Raw genomic sequence first — 17,245 nt, 5'->3', positions numbered from 1 at the left:
CACGATGGCCGCCACGCGCCCGCAGGAGGGGGCATGCAGCGGCCACCGAGCCATCGGGGCGGCTCTGCCTCGCGCGGGCGCCCACCGGCCGTTACGAGGCCGGTGGAGGACGCCACGACGCAAGGGAGAGACCGCCGATGATGACCGAACACAGGCGCCCGCCATACCCGGACCGCACCGCCGAACCGCCATCCGCGCGCCCCGCCCCGGGAGGGCCGGTCGGCCGGGCAGGCCGCCGCAGTCTCCTGCCGTCGGCGCTTGCGATCCCACTGCCGTACCCACTTCCGTGCCCGACACCTGCGCCGACCGCATTTGCCCAGCACACCACGGCTTTTCGGCGCCCCGGCGCGTCGTCACAAGCCTCTTCTCTCCTCCTCTCACTGACCAAGCCCTGGGAAATAGGTGGGGGTGGGGTGTCAGTGGTGGAGGCGATCATCGGGTTCAGGGCGCGCCGGGTGCCCTCTGCGGCCGGGGGCCGGCGCCCGGCCGGTGGCCGGTCGCGACGCACGGGAGGGCGGGCTGATGGCGGGCAAGCGCAAGACGAACGCGGCGGGATCGACCAACAACCTGCGCGCCGATGTGCTGTGCGTGCTCGGGGTGCTCAAGGCCGCGACGGCGGATCAGATCCAGCGGCTGTCCTCACCGCACCTGACGTACCGGCACACGACGAAGGAGACGGCAGCCGCGCGGAAGGAGGCGCGCACCGCCTCCCACCGTGGCGCGCTCAACGATCTGCGACGGCATGGCCTGTCCGTCGACGGCGGCCGTACCCGAGGGGGAGAGGAGGTGCGCCTGCTCACCAAGGACGGGCTGGCCGCTGCCGCGATCGAGTTGGACCGGGGTCCGGAGGAGATGGGCGGCATGCCCAAGAGCGCGGGCCGCTCGGGGGCTTCGCACGCGATGACGGTGAACGAGACGGTCATCGCGATGATCCGTCCGAAGCCCGACCTTCACCTGGTGGCCGGTGAGCCGGCCGAAGCCGTCGCGGCCGCCCAGGCCTGTGTCGACGCGCCTGACGGGATCGGCAGCATCACCTCCTATGCCACCGAGGTCGCGCTCCCGGCGACGGGCACGTGGAGGAACCCGGGCGTGGGATGTGCGTGGGCCGACCTCGTCCTCATCGCCCCGGAGGCGGGGCTGCCGCTGTTGTTCATCGAGGCCGACAACTGCACCGAGGACGCCGCGAAGATAGCCGCGAAGTTCGACAAGTACATGCGCCACTTCCACCGCAAGACGAAGGACACCGACGGTCAGGGCAAGCCGATGTGGCGCACCCGCTGGTCCGCACCCGATCCCCAGTGGGGCGACGCGACGCACCCGCCGGTCCTGCTCGTCTACAACCAGGTCGGCAAGCGGCCCGCTCTGAAGCAGATGGAGAAGGTCGCCGCCCTCACCCGTGAGCACTGGCAGGGCCAGTGGGCCGACGGCTTCCACCTCTACAAGGGGAAAATGCCGATCGTGGCGACCACGCTGGAGCTGTTGCGCGAGCACGGCCCGGCCGGGCCCGCGTTCTGGCGCTTCGGCCGCGAGGACCGACAGAACCTCTGGGACGCGATCGGCAACCCCCGCCGCGATGCCGCCCTCGCCCGCCGCGCCGAAGAGGCGCGGCGCCGCCTCGCGCAGGAAGCAGCCGAACGCGAGGCTCAGCGTCCGGTGTGCACCGACTGCGGACAGAAGTTCACCGACGACCGGTGGAAGGCCAGCATCGCGGTCGACTGGGGCCGCGGAGACAGTCACCCGCACCTGTGCGACGACTGCAAGGCGAGGGCGCTCGAAGCGGAGCGGCAGGCGGAACAGGCCGAACGCGAGCGCCAGGAGCAGGAGGCGCAGGCCTCGAAGGCCGGCGGCTGGCTCGGACGCTGGCGCAGCTGACCCGGCCAGACCTCCCGGCAGCGCGAGGGCTTGCCCAGCCGCCCCTGGGCAAGCCCTCGTTGTCGGTGGCAGCTGCGACGCTGGACGACATGGACAGCGACGATGAGCAGCTGCTACGAGGCCGTATCTACGGCACCGACCACGACCATCCCGGCCCGCGGCCGCGACGCAGCTACGCCGAACTGGTGGGCGGGCCGCTGGATGGGTTGCTGCTCGACATCACCGGCTGGAGGCCGGAGGAGATCGACGACGGCGTCTCCCTCCTCACGGAACTCGGGCAGTTCGGCCCCGGGGGCCGGGCACTGTACGACCCGCGCCCTGGCGATCCGGCCCGCTGGGACTGGGCAGGCGACAGCCCCTGACCACCTGCACTCGGTCGGGTGCGCCCTGCTTCGCACCGACACGGTCTTGGTGCGAAGCAGGGCAACAGACCCGCCGCCGTGACAGAGCCTCAGCCTCAGTAGTGTCGTTCGAGCCGCGCACTCGCGACCAGGTTAGCGAGATCGTGGCCCGGTCCGTTGCCTCGGCCACGGCTGAGCCCCGCAGAGAGTACGCGCTCGCTGTCGTCGAACGGGACACGAAGGAACTGATCGGGTTCGGCAGACTGGCCATGGATCCCCATCAGCCGCGCGGGGCCACGTTCGGCTTCGCGCTGCGCCCGGACGCCTGGGGCGTCGGCTATGGCCTCGAGACCGTCCGTCTTCTCCTCGGGTTCGGATTCGAGGAGCTCGACTTGCACCGCATCTGGGGGGCGCGCTCTCCACGCAACGAGGCCTCGGCGAATGTCCCGCGTCAAGTTTGTGGCTCACTGATCTTGGTTTGAAAGTTGCGGGTGCAGGGTCGGGGTGCGGTAGATCTCGATCGGCCGGTGGCCGGCGAGGGCTTCGTGGGGGCGGACGTGGTTGAAGACGTGCCGGTAGTGCTCGGCCTCGCGGGCGAGCTGGTCGAGGTCCTCGATCTCCTGGCGGTAGAGGTGTTCGTACTTCAGCGAGCCGAAGGCCCGCTCGCGGACTCCGTTCTGGCCGGGGCTCTTGGCGCGGGTGCGGATGTGCAGCAGCTCGGGCTGGGAGGCGATGAACCGGGCGAACGCGGCGCCCTTGAACGCGCCCCCGTTATCGGTGACCAGCTTGATCCTTCGGATCTTGCCTGTCTCGCCGCTGACGGGCAGCAGGCCGGCCAGCGGGCCGCCGCCCAGCCGCTCGGCCTCAGCGATCGCGATCTTCACTGCCTCGATCGCGTCGGTACCGGTGCAGGACGGGCTGATGTGCCAGCCATGCTCGTACTTGGTGAAGTAGTCCGTCACACCGGCCAGGCGCCAGATGCCGCCTCCTTGGGTCTCGTACTCGGAGAAGTCGAGCTGCCACACCTCGTTCGGCGTGGTGGGCTGCTCGGCGAACGCCGCCTTGCGGGCCTTCGCGTGTTCCCGGCGCTGCCCCTGGTAGTCGACCGGCTGGAGCAAGTCCCGCCTGCGCAGGGCACGTTCGACCGAGGACGCGGACAGGGTGTGGCCGTCGGCCCGCATCAACCAGTGGATCTTGCGGTGGCCCCAGGCGGGCCAGTCGGCGGCGTACTTCGCGGCCAGCGGCTCGGCGGCGTCCACGACCGGGGCAGGCCACGGGCCCTTGGCCGACGCCGGGCCGCCGCGGGCGCGGGCCTGCCAGCGGCAGTACGTACGGCGCGGGATGCCGGTCAGCTCACAGAACCTCGAAGTCGGCATCGCCGCCTGAGCGCGGATCACCTCGAGGTCCTCGAAGGGGCCAGACGCCCCTCGGCGGACTTCTTCCACACCCGCAGCTCGACATGCGCCTCACCCAGCGCAGTCTTCAGCTCCTCGATCTCCGCCTCGAGCAGCTGCTCCCGGCCCGAGGACCGCCGGGACCCGGCCGCGGCCAGACCGGCCTTGCCGGACTCCAGGAACTGATCACGCCACTTGGCCACCGACGTCTGCGACGTCTTGTACTTCCGGGCCGCGTCAGCGGCCGTCATCTCTCCGGACAAGACCGATAACACGATCCGTATCTTCTGCTCCACCGGGAACTGCGGCGGACGGGACATCAGCCTCACGAATTCATGGCGCCCGGTGTCGCAGTGACAGTCGGTCACATCATGAAGGAAGGGTGCTTCCGACCTGCGATGATTCAGCTTCTCTAGGACTGGATCACGTGCAGGGGAGGCACCCTTCCGGTGTCGAAGCGTACAGAGTGGGCCGATGATCTGTCGCTGTCCGCAAGCGGGAAGAAGCTGGTGGGCAAGGCGGGCATCGTGCCGGTGCGGCGTCTGGCGGACAAGGTCGGGCTGACCGACGCGCTCGGGGCTGCCCTGGTGCGGCGGGGCTTCCGTCCCGTCCATGATCGGGGAACGGTCCTGGTCTCGGCGGCCTGCGCGGTCCTGCTGGGCGCGCGGTCGATGGCCGGGATCGATGTGATGCGCCAGACCTCGCTGGTCCTGGGCAGCCCGGCCTCGGCGTCCACGCTGTGGCGGACCCTGGAGGCGATCGGACCGGTCCAGCTGACGAAGATCGCCTCCGCACGGGCCCGGACCCGTATCCACGTCCACCAGCAGCTCGACCTGCGCCCGGGCGGCTTTCCCTGGATCAAGGTCAACGGGCGGGAGCTGACCGGTGTCACGGTGCTGGACCTGGACGCCTCAGTCGTCCCGGCGCATTCCGGCAAGGAGGGAGCCGAGCCCAACTTCAAGGGATATGGCCACCACCCGCTGTTGATGTTCTGCGACAACACCGAAGAACTCCTGGTCAACCGGCTGCGGCCGGGATCGGCGGGATCCAACACCGCCGATGACCACATCTCGGTGAGTATCGAGGGCCTGCGTCAGCTGCCCACCCGCCGTCGGCGCCGGGTCCTGTTCCGCACCGACGGCGCCGGAGCCACGATGGAGTTCCTCACCTGGATCACCTCCGGCGGCGGCAACGCGGCCAACCGCTGGGAGTACTCCGTCGGCCACACCCGCGACGACGACTTCTGGAAGGCCCTGGCCAAGGTCCCGGCCACCGCGTGGACGCCGGCCCTGGACCACAAGGGCCAGCCGCGCAAGGACGCCGACCTCGTCGAGATCACCGACATGCTCGACCTGACCGGCTGGCCGGAAGGGATGCGGGTGATCGTTCGCCGCGAACCCATCCACCCCAAGTACGAGCGCGAGCTCAAGCCGTACGAGAAGAAGACCGACTACCGCTACCAGGCCATCGCCACCAACACCACCGGCGGGCAACTGCAGTTCCTCGACGCCCGAGCCCGCTCCCACACCCACGTCGAGGCCGGCATCCGACGCGGCAAGGCCCTCTCCCTCAACCTGATGCCCTCCCGCTACTTCAAGGTCAACCAAGCCTGGTGCACCCTCCTCGCCCTGGCCACCGACCTCGCCCGCTGGTTCCAACTCCTGGCCACCGAAGGCAAACTCGCCCGGGCCGAGCCCGCCACTCTGCGCACCCGACTCCTGGACGTCCCCGCGAAACTCGCCGACCACGCCCGAAGACGCGAGCTGAAATTCGACCCCGCCTGGCCCGCATCCACCGACATCGTCGACGCCTGGGGCGCCGTCCAGGCCCTGCCCGCCCCCGGCTGACTGCCACCCCACCGACCCCGATTCCGGAAGGAGGAGACCCGCCCCGTCCTCGGCCCGTGGAAACCGACGACCACCCGTGACGACACACGGGCCGGAACGTCACCACCACCCGAAGGACGAACCAGGACGAAACCTCAACCTCGACCGATCACCTCAAGCCGGCGCGCGCACGTGAATGATCGAGGTCAGGCTCTCCTACGTACTCACGGGGCTCAACAAACCCCTGTGCCAGAAAGTCTGACGCGCGACACGAAGACGATGATGGCGGCGGGCATGGTCGAGGAAGGCATCATCCGTGGCCACATCAACAAGGCTGGCCAATGGCGTGACTCGGTCGTGCACGCGATGCTTGAAGACGAGTGGAGAGCATCGTGTCGGTGAACTCCATCCGCCGAAACGGTTTGCTGTCGGTCTCAGTCGGGCGGGTGTTGCTGGCCTCGGCGGCCCAGGCGGTGGCGGTTTCGATGTGGATGCCGAGCAGGAGCCCTTTTCACTTGTACGGCTTGCGGGTGGGGTGTCGGTGAAGTGTTGACAGTGGCGTGTCGAACGGGGCATCCCGCCGGTTTGGAGAGTCGCCAAACATAACCTTCACCTGCGGAGATGCCCCGTGTTCTCCTATCCTGCCGGATGCGATGTCGACGAGGAGCTCCTGGAACTGGTCACGATGGTGATTGCTTCCTGTGAAGCCGGCCGGCAGTGCAGACTTCGTCCGTACGACCGGGCCCGGTGCACCCTGGTCTACCTGCGCAAGCACGACACCCTCGAACAGATCGCTGCGGGCTTCGGCATCGGCACGGCCACCGCCTGGCGCTACGTGAACCACACGATCGAGCAACTCGCACTGCACGCCCCGTCGTTGACCGAGGCGCTCACCAGCCACCACACGGACGGCTATGTGCTGCTGGACGGCACCGTCGCCGAGACCGACCGAGTCCAGGCGCCAGGGCACTTCTCCGGCAAGGCCCGCCGTGAGGGCGTGAACCTGCAGGTCATCACCGCGGAAGACGGGAAGCTGCTATGGATCTCACCGGCCCTGCCCGGCGGTACCCACGATGTGACGGCCGCCCGCGAGCACGCCATCCTCGATACCTGCGCGCAACTGGACCTCGAAGTCCTGGCAGACAAAGGGTACGTCGGAGCCGGCGGCACGGTGATCACCCCGATCAAGCGCCGTCCGAAAGCGGAACTCCCCGACAAGCACAAAGCCTCGAACAAGGTCCACGCCGCACTACGTGCTCCAGTTGAGCGCACCATCTCCCGAATCAAGCAGTGGCGGATCTTCCGACATGCACGGACCAGCCCGAACAGACTCACGTCAGCGGCTGCCGCGATCCTCACCCTCATGATCTACACGTGAAAAAGGCTCCAGGTTACTCAGGACGACGGCGGGCAGTTCGGAGGCCAAATCCATGAGTGCGCCGTAACCGCAGCGGGTGCGTGAGAGTTCCCGGATCCGCCGGCGAGCGGTTTGGGGATGGTGAGGGGCTCGACGCCGAGGGTGAGCGTGAGACCGTCCGGCGCGTTGTTGACTTGGTGTGCGTCAGCTCGGTGATCCGACTGATGGGCTCCCCGTACAAGATGAAGAGGCAGCCCGCGACCCAGCTGACCGTCTCCAGGGATGTGTCGGCCAGCAGGCGAAGGCCGTTGCGCAGACCGTCCGCGACACCTTGTCCGAGTGGCGTGCACGCCCTCCCGCCTCCAACGAGGCCGCCGTCAACGAACTCCTCGCGTCCGCAGCGCGCGACGTCGCCTCCCGCCAGCAGTGACAGGCTTCGGCTAGCCACTCACCGACTAGAGGAATTTGCGTATCGACGTAGTCGAGCCGTTGAGGAGTTCGTGGATGAGGGTTTCGGTCTCGGTTTCCAGGGAGCAGTCCAATGACCGGTTGATCTGTTGTACGCGTGTGATGGCGGTATGCAGTCCTTGCCGGTTGCCGGCCGCGTGCTCGATTCGTAGCCAGTCCCGATACAACAGCTCTGCTGCGTCGTCGACGTCGAGACCGGTCGCGATGGCCTGACGAGCCGCAATGAGGTCGTAGTGTGGTCCTGGGGTTGTGCGGTGGGTGGCCACGGTGTGTGCGGTGTCGATGATGCGCGTGATCATTTCCTGCTGGTAGGGCTCGGCCCAGGGCAGGGGTTTGCCGCCGAAGGGCCGGCCGCGCACCAAGGTGAGCGCCCTCTCCAGATCGGTCAGGCCGGCCGGGCCCAGCGGCAGGGCGTGTTCGACGAGCTGGAGGAAGCGGGTCCAGTCGCAGCGCACGCCGGGGGAGAGCCGGTAGGGACTCTCGCCGGTCTTGCGGCGCGGCACATAGGGGTCGCCGCCCGGGTCGTTCCCCAACGAGCGACGCAGGCCCTGCATCCGGGCGTTGAGGGTGCTCAGCGACCAAGGGCTGACGGGATCCATGTCCGAGCACAAGGCGTCGGCGCTCCGCCCGGGCCGGAAGAACAACAAGGCGGCGAGTTGCGCCATCCGCGGGCCGTGGCCGGTGCTGTCCACGCCGGTCACCTCGATCGGGCCCAGGACCCGGATCTCCGGCGCGTGCAGGTCGTGCGCCTCGCATTCCCCCGTCTCTGACGTGCGTTCCTCGGCGGAGTCCTCGTGGTCGTCAGCCTCCCCGGCTTCTTCTGTGGCGGAGTGTGCGGCCGTCAGGGACAGGGGATGCGGGGGCGCGGTTTCGGTGCCGGGGTGGGACTCGGCGTCGGCCTGAGCCTGCGGCGTGTGCGGGAGGCGCAGTGCGGCGGGGTCGGTGGTGGCGGCGAGCAGAGCCGGGAACACCTCGCCGCCCCCGCCGGCGCCCGCTGGCGTTGCCGGCGATGGGTTTGTTGCGGCGGGTGTGGGCGTGATGGGCCCCTTCGGGGCGGGAGGATCCGGTTGCTGCACTGTGTCGGGTTCGTCCGGGACGTCCTGCCAGGGACCCTCGGCCGGGTGGGGTGGTTGCCCGGACACCTTCAGCGCGGTGGTGATCTGCTGGTAGGCGGTGTGCTCCAGGCGCTGCACCGTGATGTCGATGCCGGCGTAGTCGAGGTTCTGCCGTTCGCTGAGTGAGGCGTTGAGGATCTCCGCCTGGGGGAAGTGTGCGGCCGCCGAAGTTGCCGGGGCGACCAGGGTGACGGGCATGGTGCCGGACTTGTCGATGACGTCGGCGAACTGCCAGGCCGTGTCCGCGTCCAGAGACGACGCGCACAGCAGCAGGTACGGCTGATGCTGGGTCTCGGGCATCTGGTGCGCTTCCAGCAGCCGCTCGGACAGATCGCGCAGTGCGTGGGCGGCCTGCCGCATGTGGGCGATCCGCGCGGTGGGCAGCAGCTGCGGCAGGTCTTCACCGAACCCGATCGTCACGACTTCGACTTCACTCGCCCACGGGCTCATCCCGAGCTCCAGGGCGAGTGAGGTGCACACCTCGGAGATGTGGACCGGGTTGCCGTCCAGCAGCAGTGCGGGCAACTGGGGGAGGTTGAGCAGCACAAGCTTATCCGCCTCGGTGCTGCCGACCGTGACCAGCCCTGGATACGGTGCCGGCACCTCGCGGGCGGCCTCCTCGTCCAGGAGGACCGCATCAGCGGGCAGGATCCACCAACCGCCCTGGCCGGAGACGAAGGGCGCCTGCGCCTCCTGGGAGAGATCCTCGGGCAGCACCTCCACCGTGCGGGCCCCGATCCGTGCGGCGCGCAGCGGCGGCACGAGCGCGGTGTCCCCCTCCTGAGCCGCGCGGTGGGCCAGGGTCCGCAGCGCCACGTCCAGGCGGGCAGCGCCGCCCGGCTCGGCGGCCGCCGCTAACTGGGCCTCTGCGGTGGATGTCTCCGGCGCGATAGCGATCTTCTCGCCGGGCTTGCGGCGGCGGCGCTGCAGGATCCTGCGCAGGGCGAGGGCCCCGGTGATGGCGGCGGCCAGGAGCGCGCCGGCGCCGAGAACGGTGCGCAGGTTCAGCGGGCCGCTGGCCAGGGCCGTCGCCGGGGTTTCGGACGCCGTGGTGGCGGGTGCCGAGGTAGCGGAGCCGGATGACTCAGCGTTTGGTGAGGCGTCAGAGGGCGAGACGCTGGTGCTGGGTCCGGGCGTCGCGGAGGCCGATGCGGACGGAGAGGCCTGATCCTGCCTCTCCTCCTGGGCGGGGCGGCTCGCCTGCGTGCTGGAGGCCGACGCCTCTGGTGCAGGCGCAGCGGTGTTGCTGGGCACGGGCGCCCGTTCGTCCCCTGTACCCCCGCCCGGCTTCTGCTCACCGTCGGGCTTCTGCGTGGCCGGGGGAGTGGTCTCTCGGCTCTCCGACTCATCACCTTGGTCACGGCCTTGGGGCGGCTGGTCGGGCTGGGCTCCGGGCACCGTGACCTGCTGTCCCGCGTAGATGACGTCCGGGTCGGAGATGGCGGGCAGGCCGCGCGGCTGCGGCTTGCCCCGGCTGGCCTCGAAGAGCCGAGGCCACTCGTCACCGTCGCCGAGCTCTTCCTCCGCAATCTTCGACAGGTAGTCGCCGGAGTGGACCGTGACGAGGTGCTCGCCCTTCTCCTCGGCAGCCGCAGTGCCGTCGCCCAGCTGCGTACGGACGCCTCCTGCGGCATCGGCGGTATCGGGCATCTCCAGCTGCCAGCCGGGCTGCAGAAAGCTGTTCGCGCGGAAGACCTGGTCATCGACCATGGTCCGGCCCTCGTTCAGGTCTGCGATCTCCCTCCACCGTTCGCCGTCTCCCAACTCCCGTTCGGCGATGCCCCACAGGCTCTCCGCGGGCCGCATCTCGCGCACCGTGTACGACGATGCGGACGTCGAGGTGCTCGAGGCGGAGGCGGGGGGCTGATCGGCTTCGGTGGCTTGCGGGGCCTGCGTCGCCTGGCCGGGGATGAGGGCTGCGGTCGTGGCTGGCGCGGCCTGCGCGTCGGAGGCCAGAGCCGAGCTCGTGGGCAGCAGGACCAGGATGCTGCCGATCAGCAGAGCGGCGGCCCGCTGAGAGGAGCCCAGACCGCGCGGGGCGTGCCAGGTCCGGCCGCGCAGTTGTGCGATCAGCTCGTGGACGGCGCAGAACGCGAACTGCGCCCACCCGATCCAGCCCACCGCGACGAGCAGCAGCAGAAACACCGCCCCCGTGTCCTGCCGGTCCAGCAGGTGCGTGAGGTCGTCGTGGGTGGAACCCCAGACGGTGGGGGTGGCCCAGGCCAGCAGCAGCGGCAGCCCGGCGACCGCGCCGGTCAGCACGGTCAGGCTGAGGACGGCCTTGAGGACACGGGCCAGGGTGCGGCCGGCCGTCGCGGCGGGGGAGGGGGTGGGGCGCATCAGTTTCCTTCAGGAGCAGTGACGCCGTGCAGGAGGGTGGCCTTGCCATGGCCGGTCACCGGCAACGAGCCGATCCCGACCACCGACAGGAACTTTGTGTCGTACGAGCCGGTGACGTTGACGGTGAGGGTCTTGCCGTCGCCGGAGACGCTGGCCGTGCCGGTGGCGCCGGCGGAGCGCAAGTAGGCCTGGGCGGCGACAGCTGCGTCCTGCGGGTCCACGACGATCGCGGTTCCGCTGATGGCCTTGGCGGGATCGATGGCCTGCCCGCCTGCCCGGGCGGCTTCGCCGGCGATGTAGTCGGCGCGTTCCGTGGCACGCATCTTGCTGCCGCCGTCGACGGCGACGCCGATGATCCCGGTCAGCGCGATGACGCACACGGCGACGAACACGGTGATGCCTCCCTGGTCGTCCAGCCGTGTTCGCCGGAGGCCTGAATGACGGAAGATCATCACTCACCCCGCTGCCTGTACTGGTCCACTACAGAGGTGGCGCTCGACGTGAGGGTCTTCGCTCCGGGAACTCCGGGAAGCAGCAGATCGGAGAGATTGACCGTGCAGGTCACGGTCGCGGTGACCGTGCCTACCTGCCCCACCGGCACGTTCAGACCGCCGGTGTTGATGTTGACGCTGGTGGATGCGCAGTTGATGCCCTGGTCGTTCAGGGACTCGGCGGCTGCCGCCTGCGCGGCGCCCTGCGCGGCGCCTGCTGTGCGGTGAATGGAGGCCTCCCGCGCCGCGTCCTCAGCTGCCGCGTCGATCTTCGCTCCGGAGGTGACGATGCGTCCGCCGGCGATGGCCATACAGAGGAACATGATCAGGGCAGGGAGGACGATGGCAGCCTCGATCGCGGCGCTGCCCTCATCGCCGCGGAGCCTGCGAGCCCATCTGTCTGTGTATCGCACTTGGTTCACTCCCCGGGGACGGTCCAGCGTTCCAGCGGCCCGGACGCCGACTGGGTGACCTGCAAGCCCGACAGGCCCGGGATCATCGACAGGGCCGTGCCGGAGACCTCAACCCGCACCCGCTGCCCGTCGCTGCTGGCGGAGACGCGGTAGCCGCGCAGGCTGTCACCAGCGGTCCGGCCCAGCACGTCCCGGGCCTTGGCTGCACCGTCGGCCGTGCTCGACTCGTAGGCGCGGGCAGCGGTGAGGCCCTCGCGGGCAGCGGTCAGGGCGATCTGCCGTGCGTAGTACCACATCGAGGCCTGGATGACGGCCACCGTGGCGAGCAGCACGAACGGAAAGATGATCGCCATCTGAATGGAGGTGTCGCCCCGGTCGTCGCGCCATCTTCGCCCCTGCCACCAGCCCTTCAGCCGACCCCGAGCCGACATCACAGACCGTTGAGCTTGCCGTTGTACTTGGTGATCACGACGGCGATGGTCCCGGCGATCAGGACGGCGCCGGTGACGGCGGCCACCCAGATGATGACGGTGGTAGTGCTGATGTCGCCGCGGTCCGGCCGGCGGACGGCCTCCTGAAGACCTTCCTGAACTCGGATGGTCAGCCGGAGGACCGCACGGTTCGCGCGCGCCCAGGTGCGCGCGCCCCGGCGGCCACGGCCCGGTCCGCGGGACGCGGTGCAGGAGCCGGTGCGCGGCATGGTCGCCCGGAGCACAGCACGGCGGGTGCGGGCTGCGGTGTGCTTCATGTTCCTTACCTCTCTGGTGCGTTGAACGAGTTGCTGGTCTCAGACGGTCAGCATGCGGATCACCGCGGGGAAAGCCATCAGCAGCATCACCAAGACGGCCAAGAGGGCTCCCGGCGCGGTCATCTTCTCGCTGGCCGCGTTCGCCTCGGCGGCCTGGTCGGCCAGCAGTTCGGCGTTGAGCGCCGCACTGCGGGCCCGCAGCGCCTTGTAGACGGCTGCGCCGTCGGTAGCGCTGCCGCGCATGATGTCGGCGACGTCGTCCAGGACGGGCAGGTCGTACTCCTGGGCGAGCTGCATCAGCGCCTCGTAGGGCGGAATCTTCTCCAGCCGGGCCCGTCGCAGCGCGCCCTGCAGATACAGGAAGGGCCAACCCTCGCCGACCTCGGCGGCCTTCTCCAGGGCCTCTGCGGGGCCGGCGTCGGCGGCCCGCTTGAGCGCGACCAGGTCGAGGTAGGCGGACAGGGCGTGCGCGAACTCCTCCCGTGCCCGCTTGGCCTGGTCCCGTACCGCGAGATCGGGGGTGATGAACAGCAGCCCCGCGATGAGGAGTCCGACGCCGGCGGGCACGTAGAACGGCAGGGAGACGCCCGCGATGATCCACGGGATCGTCGCGACCACCGGGCAGAGCAGGCCGAGACCGGCGAGCGCGGTCTTCTTCAGCATGAACTGGCCCGGGCCCTGCCCGAGCAGGGCCAGGTTGGTGGTAGGGATCCGGACGCCGGGCAGGCGCTCGAGGCGGGCCAGCAGCCACCGGCCCCACTTCTCCTCGCGATCCAGTTCCGGCTCGGGCATGGTCAGGGTGGCCGGGGCAGTGCGGGCGAGGGCCGGTCCCAAGGCAGGCTGGGGGCGAAGGAGTTCGCGTACCAGCAGTGCGAAACCGGCACCGACCGTGCCACCGGTCACAACGACGGGAAGCACGTTCATGAGGTGACTCCTTGCGGCTCACGGTCGGCGACCGGCACGTCCGGCTCCTGCGCAGGTGCGGGCAGCCGGACGGTGCTGGAGGGGTCGGTGATCAGGAAGCGCGGAATGCGGCGGAACGATCCCAACTGCCGCATCAGGGCGAGCACCCCGATGAACCCGGCTGTCAGGAAGGCCAGCACCAGCTGTCCGAGCAGGGTGGAGTAGGGCTTCGTGTAGGAGGGCACGAAGAACCCGGCCACCACGATGCCCACGGTGATGATGGTCATCCACCGCACGGTGGTGCGCGGCTTCGCCCGGTCCGCCTCGATGGCGCGCTTCTTGGCGACCTCCTCGCGGACGGTGCCCGCCAAGTCCTCCAGCGCTTGAGCCAGGCCCGGGCCGCGGTCGTTGACGGACAGGATGAGCGCGGCGACCACCTTGTCCGAGGTGACGTCGTCGAGTTCCTCGGCGAACGCGCGTAGCGCTCCGTCCGGCCGCCACCCCAGCCTGAGCCGGTCGGACAGGTTGACGATCTGCGGGGCGAGCTCCTCCGGTGCTCCCTGACGGCTGGTGATCATTGCCTGTTCCAGGCCCATGCCCAACCGGAGCAAGCCCGCCAGCCGCTGGGTCCACTCACTGAGTGCCTCCAGCTGGCCGATGCGCTCCTGCGCCATCTGCGCTGGGGTGATCAGCCACGGCACACCGATGACGGCCGCGCCGAGCAGTGCGCCACCCACGAAGTTCCCGGAGACCAGCCACACGGTCGCGAAGACCGCGGCCGCCAAGACCGCGAGGGTCCGGCGCCGCAGCCGGACGTCCTCCCTCTGCGCCTTTCCGGCGCGCAGGACCTTCCACCGCTGCCGCAGCGGAGCCCGGCGCGGCGCGGTGGTGCCCACGACACCGGCCACGAAGCCGATCAGCCCGCCGACGACGGCCATGCCGCACAGCAGCCCCCACAACAGCGTCATCGGCGCACCTCCACCATCAAAGGCAGCGGCGCCTGCCAGGCCCCGTAGGGATGCTGCAGCAGGGACGAGTCGAAGCCGACGCGGCGCAGGTCGTCGATACAGCCCGGGTCCATCCTCGGCACCGCGCGCAGTTCCCCCCACGCAGCTCCGGGGGAGAAGATCTCGTTGGTGGCGGGCCGGCTGTTCTCGCCGATCCCGGTCAGTTCCAGGACGTGGGAGACGTAGCGATGGCGGCAACCGCCGATCTGCGTCTCGTCCGTCATGTCGACGTACACGATGAAGTCCAGGCCGTTGGCGGTCTGCCGGTAGGCGAGCTGCTCGGACAGGTTCTCCTGCGCGAGCGCGTACAGTTCGGCGATCCGGTCGAAGATGATGTCCGGGCGCCGAGCGTGGATCGTGCACAGATTGCCACCCGACCCGTTCGTCAACGCCTGCATCATCGCGACGACTTCAGCCCCGCGGACCTCGCCGACCACGATCCGCTCCAGCGACATCCGCAGCGCGGGATGCATCAGGTCCAGCAGCGTGACCTCGCCCGCGCCGCGTCCGGTGACGTCCTTCTCGCCGTTGGACTCGCGGCCGACCAGGGAGACGACCTGCCGGTGGTAGCCATTGGCGTGAGCGAACAGCTCATCCTCGGTCTGGATGGTGGCAAACCGGCACTCCGGGTCGAACTCCTTGAGCATCGCCCGCAGCAGGGTCGTCTTCCCGGCCTTCTGCTTCCCCGCAATCATGATGTTCTTCTCCGCGCGCACGCACGCGCCGAGGAACTCGCGCAGGATCGGATCGATCGTGCCCAGCCCTACGAGATCGTCGAGACCGGCGTGAAAGACCCGGTGCCGACGGATGACCGCATAGGTCATCGGCCCCAGCCCGGTGATGGCCTGCAGCCGGGAGCCGTCCTGCAAAGACAGGGCCAGGGTGGGGTTCGCGGTGGAGATGGTGCGCTCGCTGTGCCCGGAACCCCGGGCCAACTCCCTCAGCAACTCCAGCAGTTCCTCTTCCGAATCGGCGATCGGCCCCACCTTCCGGCGTTCACCGTCGCCGTAGTCGAGCCACACCTCGCGCGGGCCCTGGATGATGATGTCCTCGACCCGGTCATCGTCCAGATACGGCTGCAGCCTGCCCGCCCGGAAGAGCAGGTCGTACACGGCGCGCCGCAGTGCCTCGTCCTCCTGCGGCGTCATGGCCTGGGCGTCCGACCACAGCGCGACGGCCTCCGCGATCCAGTTCAGACAGCGCTGCTCTTCGCTGGCCATGTCCATATCGGGCTTGGTCTTCAGCAGGTCCTCGCGCTGCTTGGCGACCTGGGAGGCGATGTCCCGGGCAACCTTGTAGTCGACGGTGATCTGAGGAACTGCGACGCCGAGCGCGTGTGTACTCGAGGCAGCACCGGCAGGGGAAGGTGCGCCATTCTTCTGGGGCGCCCGAGTTGGGGGCGGTGGTATCACGCTCGGGTCGGGGTGCAGGGGCCTACCGTGCATGGGTCACCTCCCCGCCTGCGGCGCGCAAGCCGCGGGGATCGAGGCGGGCCCCGCGCATAGCGGCCCTCTGAATCAGGAGAGTGGTTGCCGTGCGGGTGGCTTTCATGAGCGGCGACTTGGTGAAGTGGCGCGGTTGCTCGGCGCCGTCGGACAGTACGCGGGCGTCCTTAGGCGCGTACGGCAGCGTGGCCACCACCGGCACCTGCAGAACGCGCTGCACCTCACCCGCGGGATACGGCCCTTCGTCAATCATCAGGATGCTGACGTCGCCGACCCGCTCTTCGAGTGTGCGCACCCGGCCCTCGACAGCTTGCAGACAGCGCAGCGTGTTGCGGACCACGACGAACACGGCGTCCGCCTGCTCCGCCAGGACGCCGGACGGCCCGTACGCACCGCGGCGGCCGAGATCGATCAGGACGTCGTGGTGGGTCTGCGCGTCGATGCCGCGGAACATCTGCGCCAGCATCTTCCAGACCGAGCCCAGGCTCGCCGCCTGCGCCGGGTCGGTGATGCCTGGCAGCAGCAGCCGGTCGCGCGGAGACTCCCTCTTGCCGTCCTCACCGCTGAGGTCGATCAGCTGGCGCCAGAAGGCGTCGCTGAACTCGTTCTTGCGGGCGGCTACCGAGAGGTTGCGCAGCCCGTACCGGTCGCCGAGTGAGCCCTGCAGCAGACCGTGCAGAACGGCGCCGCCGTCAGGGTCGCACTCGGCGAGGATCATTCGTCGGCCCGGATCCAGGGGCCATGACAGCAGCAGGGCGAGAGCGCTCGTGGTCACGCCAGGCGCACCGCTGCACCCGGCGAGCGCGATCACAGCCATCAGGTGCCGTCCGCAGCAGCGAGGACCAGGCGCAGAGTGCCAGCCGACACCCACGCGGCGGCAGTCGGGCCCTGCGCGGCGGTGGTGGCGACGTCGACGACCACGATCCCGGTGCCGGGAGCGGCGCTGGAGGTCTTCACAACCCGCCCGTCGATGGTCTCCGGCGGGGTGCTCGAGGTTTTGTCGGTGTCCGCCTGGCCCTGGGCGGGGACGTGGACCAGCTGCACATTCTGGCCCGGCACGAGCGCCGTTGCCGGCACTTGCTCGGGCTTGAGTCCAATCGGCACCAGTTGCTCGCCAGCCTTGACCAGCGAGTCCTTCGTCACGTGAGAGGGGGCGAGCAAGGAGCCGGGCTTGAGCTCGACCGCTGCCCGCTTGCCCACGACTGAGTCCATGTCATCGCCGCGCACGGCCTTGACGGACGGGTCCAGGGCGATGGAGGCCTTGCCCAGGTCGTCTTCAGTCACGACCTGGCCGACCTGGACGTCGCGGACCACGGTCAACACCTCAGTGCGGTTGCCGACCTGCAGCAGCAGGACAGCAACTCCGGCCCCTCCGGCGGCGATCAGCGCCAGCGACAGGGCAATGACACCTGGCCGGCGACGACGAGCCGACACCCGCGGGGGAGCGACGGGCCCGGCCGCAGGCCCCTGCGGGGGGACGCCGTGCGAGCTGACTGCGCCTACACGTTCTTGGGTCTTGCTCAAC

16 protein-coding genes and 1 pseudogene are annotated in these 17,245 nt (G+C 69.6%); 5 read left to right on the top strand and 12 right to left on the bottom strand.

The features are described from left to right. Nucleotides 1–489: 489 nt before the first annotated feature. The 3 genes and pseudogenes from ABIE67_RS00655 to ABIE67_RS00645 form a co-directional block, all read left to right on the top strand. Complete coding sequence (locus ABIE67_RS00655; RefSeq protein WP_370251803.1) at nt 490–1,872, top strand: replication-relaxation family protein; 1,383 nt, start codon at nt 490–492, stop codon at nt 1,870–1,872. Nucleotides 1,873–1,961: 89 nt separating this feature from the next. Further along, complete coding sequence (locus ABIE67_RS00650) at nt 1,962–2,234, top strand: hypothetical protein (RefSeq protein WP_370251797.1); 273 nt, start codon at nt 1,962–1,964, stop codon at nt 2,232–2,234. 101 nt (nt 2,235–2,335) lie between these two features. Then, nucleotides 2,336–2,665 (top strand): annotated as a pseudogene (locus ABIE67_RS00645) (GNAT family N-acetyltransferase); the annotation flags it as partial. 12 nt (nt 2,666–2,677) lie between these two features. Here ABIE67_RS00645 and ABIE67_RS00640 read toward each other — a convergent pair. Beyond that, complete coding sequence (locus ABIE67_RS00640; protein WP_370251792.1) at nt 2,678–3,610, bottom strand: transposase; 933 nt, start codon at nt 3,608–3,610, stop codon at nt 2,678–2,680. Next, the gene (locus ABIE67_RS00635) at nt 3,607–3,927 is read right to left on the bottom strand and encodes a helix-turn-helix domain-containing protein (protein WP_370268019.1); all 321 of its coding nucleotides are present in this window, start codon (nt 3,925–3,927) and stop codon (nt 3,607–3,609) included. The genes ABIE67_RS00640 and ABIE67_RS00635 overlap by 4 nt, the downstream gene beginning before the upstream one ends. 129 nt (nt 3,928–4,056) lie before the next feature. On the opposite strand from ABIE67_RS00635, the gene ABIE67_RS00630 reads away from it, so the two are divergent. Then, nucleotides 4,057–5,454, top strand: coding sequence for an IS1380 family transposase (locus ABIE67_RS00630; protein ID WP_370251787.1), 1,398 nt, complete (start codon nt 4,057–4,059; stop codon nt 5,452–5,454). A gap of 607 nt (nt 5,455–6,061) precedes the next feature. After that, on the top strand, nt 6,062–6,811 hold the full coding sequence (locus tag ABIE67_RS00625; RefSeq protein ID WP_370251716.1) for a transposase family protein: 750 nt from the start codon (nt 6,062–6,064) through the stop codon (nt 6,809–6,811). Nucleotides 6,812–7,245: 434 nt separating this feature from the next. Here the strand turns inward: ABIE67_RS00625 and ABIE67_RS00620 are convergent, their stop codons facing one another. From ABIE67_RS00620 to ABIE67_RS00575, 10 genes are all read right to left on the bottom strand, one after another. Next, complete coding sequence (locus ABIE67_RS00620; protein ID WP_370251785.1) at nt 7,246–10,713, bottom strand: hypothetical protein; 3,468 nt, start codon at nt 10,711–10,713, stop codon at nt 7,246–7,248. Then, nucleotides 10,713–11,165, bottom strand: a complete 453-nt coding sequence (locus ABIE67_RS00615; RefSeq protein WP_370251783.1) for a TadE/TadG family type IV pilus assembly protein — start codon at nt 11,163–11,165, stop codon at nt 10,713–10,715. The genes ABIE67_RS00620 and ABIE67_RS00615 overlap by 1 nt, the downstream gene beginning before the upstream one ends. After that, nucleotides 11,165–11,626 (bottom strand): TadE/TadG family type IV pilus assembly protein, encoded by a 462-nt coding sequence (locus ABIE67_RS00610; RefSeq protein ID WP_370251779.1) that lies wholly within the window; start codon nt 11,624–11,626, stop codon nt 11,165–11,167. The genes ABIE67_RS00615 and ABIE67_RS00610 overlap by 1 nt, the downstream gene beginning before the upstream one ends. Beyond that, the gene (locus ABIE67_RS00605; protein ID WP_370251777.1) at nt 11,623–11,970 is read right to left on the bottom strand and encodes a TadE family protein; all 348 of its coding nucleotides are present in this window, start codon (nt 11,968–11,970) and stop codon (nt 11,623–11,625) included. Before ABIE67_RS00605 ends, ABIE67_RS00610 begins: the two co-directional genes overlap by 4 nt. A 77-nt stretch (nt 11,971–12,047) precedes the next feature. After that, complete coding sequence (locus ABIE67_RS00600) at nt 12,048–12,365, bottom strand: hypothetical protein (RefSeq protein WP_370269642.1); 318 nt, start codon at nt 12,363–12,365, stop codon at nt 12,048–12,050. Between the two features lie 39 nt (nt 12,366–12,404). After that, nucleotides 12,405–13,289: a type II secretion system F family protein gene (locus ABIE67_RS00595; protein ID WP_370251773.1), complete on the bottom strand. Its 885-nt coding sequence runs from the start codon at nt 13,287–13,289 to the stop codon at nt 12,405–12,407. Further along, nucleotides 13,286–14,236: a type II secretion system F family protein gene (locus ABIE67_RS00590; protein ID WP_370251771.1), complete on the bottom strand. Its 951-nt coding sequence runs from the start codon at nt 14,234–14,236 to the stop codon at nt 13,286–13,288. The genes ABIE67_RS00595 and ABIE67_RS00590 overlap by 4 nt, the downstream gene beginning before the upstream one ends. After that, the gene (locus ABIE67_RS00585) at nt 14,233–15,720 is read right to left on the bottom strand and encodes a CpaF family protein (protein ID WP_370251769.1); all 1,488 of its coding nucleotides are present in this window, start codon (nt 15,718–15,720) and stop codon (nt 14,233–14,235) included. Before ABIE67_RS00585 ends, ABIE67_RS00590 begins: the two co-directional genes overlap by 4 nt. Next, entirely contained in the window at nt 15,710–16,537 is an 828-nt protein-coding gene (locus tag ABIE67_RS00580; RefSeq protein WP_370251767.1) for a hypothetical protein, read from the bottom strand. Before ABIE67_RS00580 ends, ABIE67_RS00585 begins: the two co-directional genes overlap by 11 nt. Continuing rightward, nucleotides 16,537–17,244 carry an SAF domain-containing protein gene (locus ABIE67_RS00575; RefSeq protein ID WP_370251765.1) on the bottom strand — a complete coding sequence of 236 codons (708 nt, stop codon included), beginning with the start codon at nt 17,242–17,244 and terminating at the stop codon, nt 16,537–16,539. Before ABIE67_RS00575 ends, ABIE67_RS00580 begins: the two co-directional genes overlap by 1 nt. Nucleotide 17,245: the final 1 nt, after the last annotated feature.

The sequence above is a fragment of the Streptomyces sp. V4I8 genome, assembly GCF_041261225.1.
Classification (GTDB): Bacteria; Actinomycetota; Actinomycetes; order Streptomycetales; family Streptomycetaceae; genus Streptomyces.
The sequence above is the reverse complement of the archived record's forward strand: the minus strand, read 5'-3'. Positions and strand labels throughout refer to the sequence as shown.

Bases quoted from the DNA above. Each gene is read 5' to 3' on its own strand.
- ABIE67_RS00650 (WP_370251797.1), top strand. From the start codon at position 1,962: ATGGACAGCGACGATGAGCAGCTGCTACGAGGCCGTATCTACGGCACC.
- ABIE67_RS00635 (WP_370268019.1), bottom strand. From the start codon at position 3,927: ATGTCCCGTCCGCCGCAGTTCCCGGTGGAGCAGAAGATACGGATCGTG.
- ABIE67_RS00620 (WP_370251785.1), bottom strand. From the start codon at position 10,713: ATGCGCCCCACCCCCTCCCCCGCCGCGACGGCCGGCCGCACCCTGGCC.
- ABIE67_RS00615 (WP_370251783.1), bottom strand. From the start codon at position 11,165: ATGATCTTCCGTCATTCAGGCCTCCGGCGAACACGGCTGGACGACCAG.
- ABIE67_RS00605 (WP_370251777.1), bottom strand. From the start codon at position 11,970: ATGGCGATCATCTTTCCGTTCGTGCTGCTCGCCACGGTGGCCGTCATC.
- ABIE67_RS00600 (WP_370269642.1), bottom strand. From the start codon at position 12,365: ATGAAGCACACCGCAGCCCGCACCCGCCGTGCTGTGCTCCGGGCGACC.
- ABIE67_RS00595 (WP_370251773.1), bottom strand. From the start codon at position 13,289: ATGAACGTGCTTCCCGTCGTTGTGACCGGTGGCACGGTCGGTGCCGGT.
- ABIE67_RS00590 (WP_370251771.1), bottom strand. From the start codon at position 14,236: ATGACGCTGTTGTGGGGGCTGCTGTGCGGCATGGCCGTCGTCGGCGGG.
- ABIE67_RS00585 (WP_370251769.1), bottom strand. From the start codon at position 15,720: ATGCACGGTAGGCCCCTGCACCCCGACCCGAGCGTGATACCACCGCCC.
- ABIE67_RS00580 (WP_370251767.1), bottom strand. From the start codon at position 16,537: ATGGCTGTGATCGCGCTCGCCGGGTGCAGCGGTGCGCCTGGCGTGACC.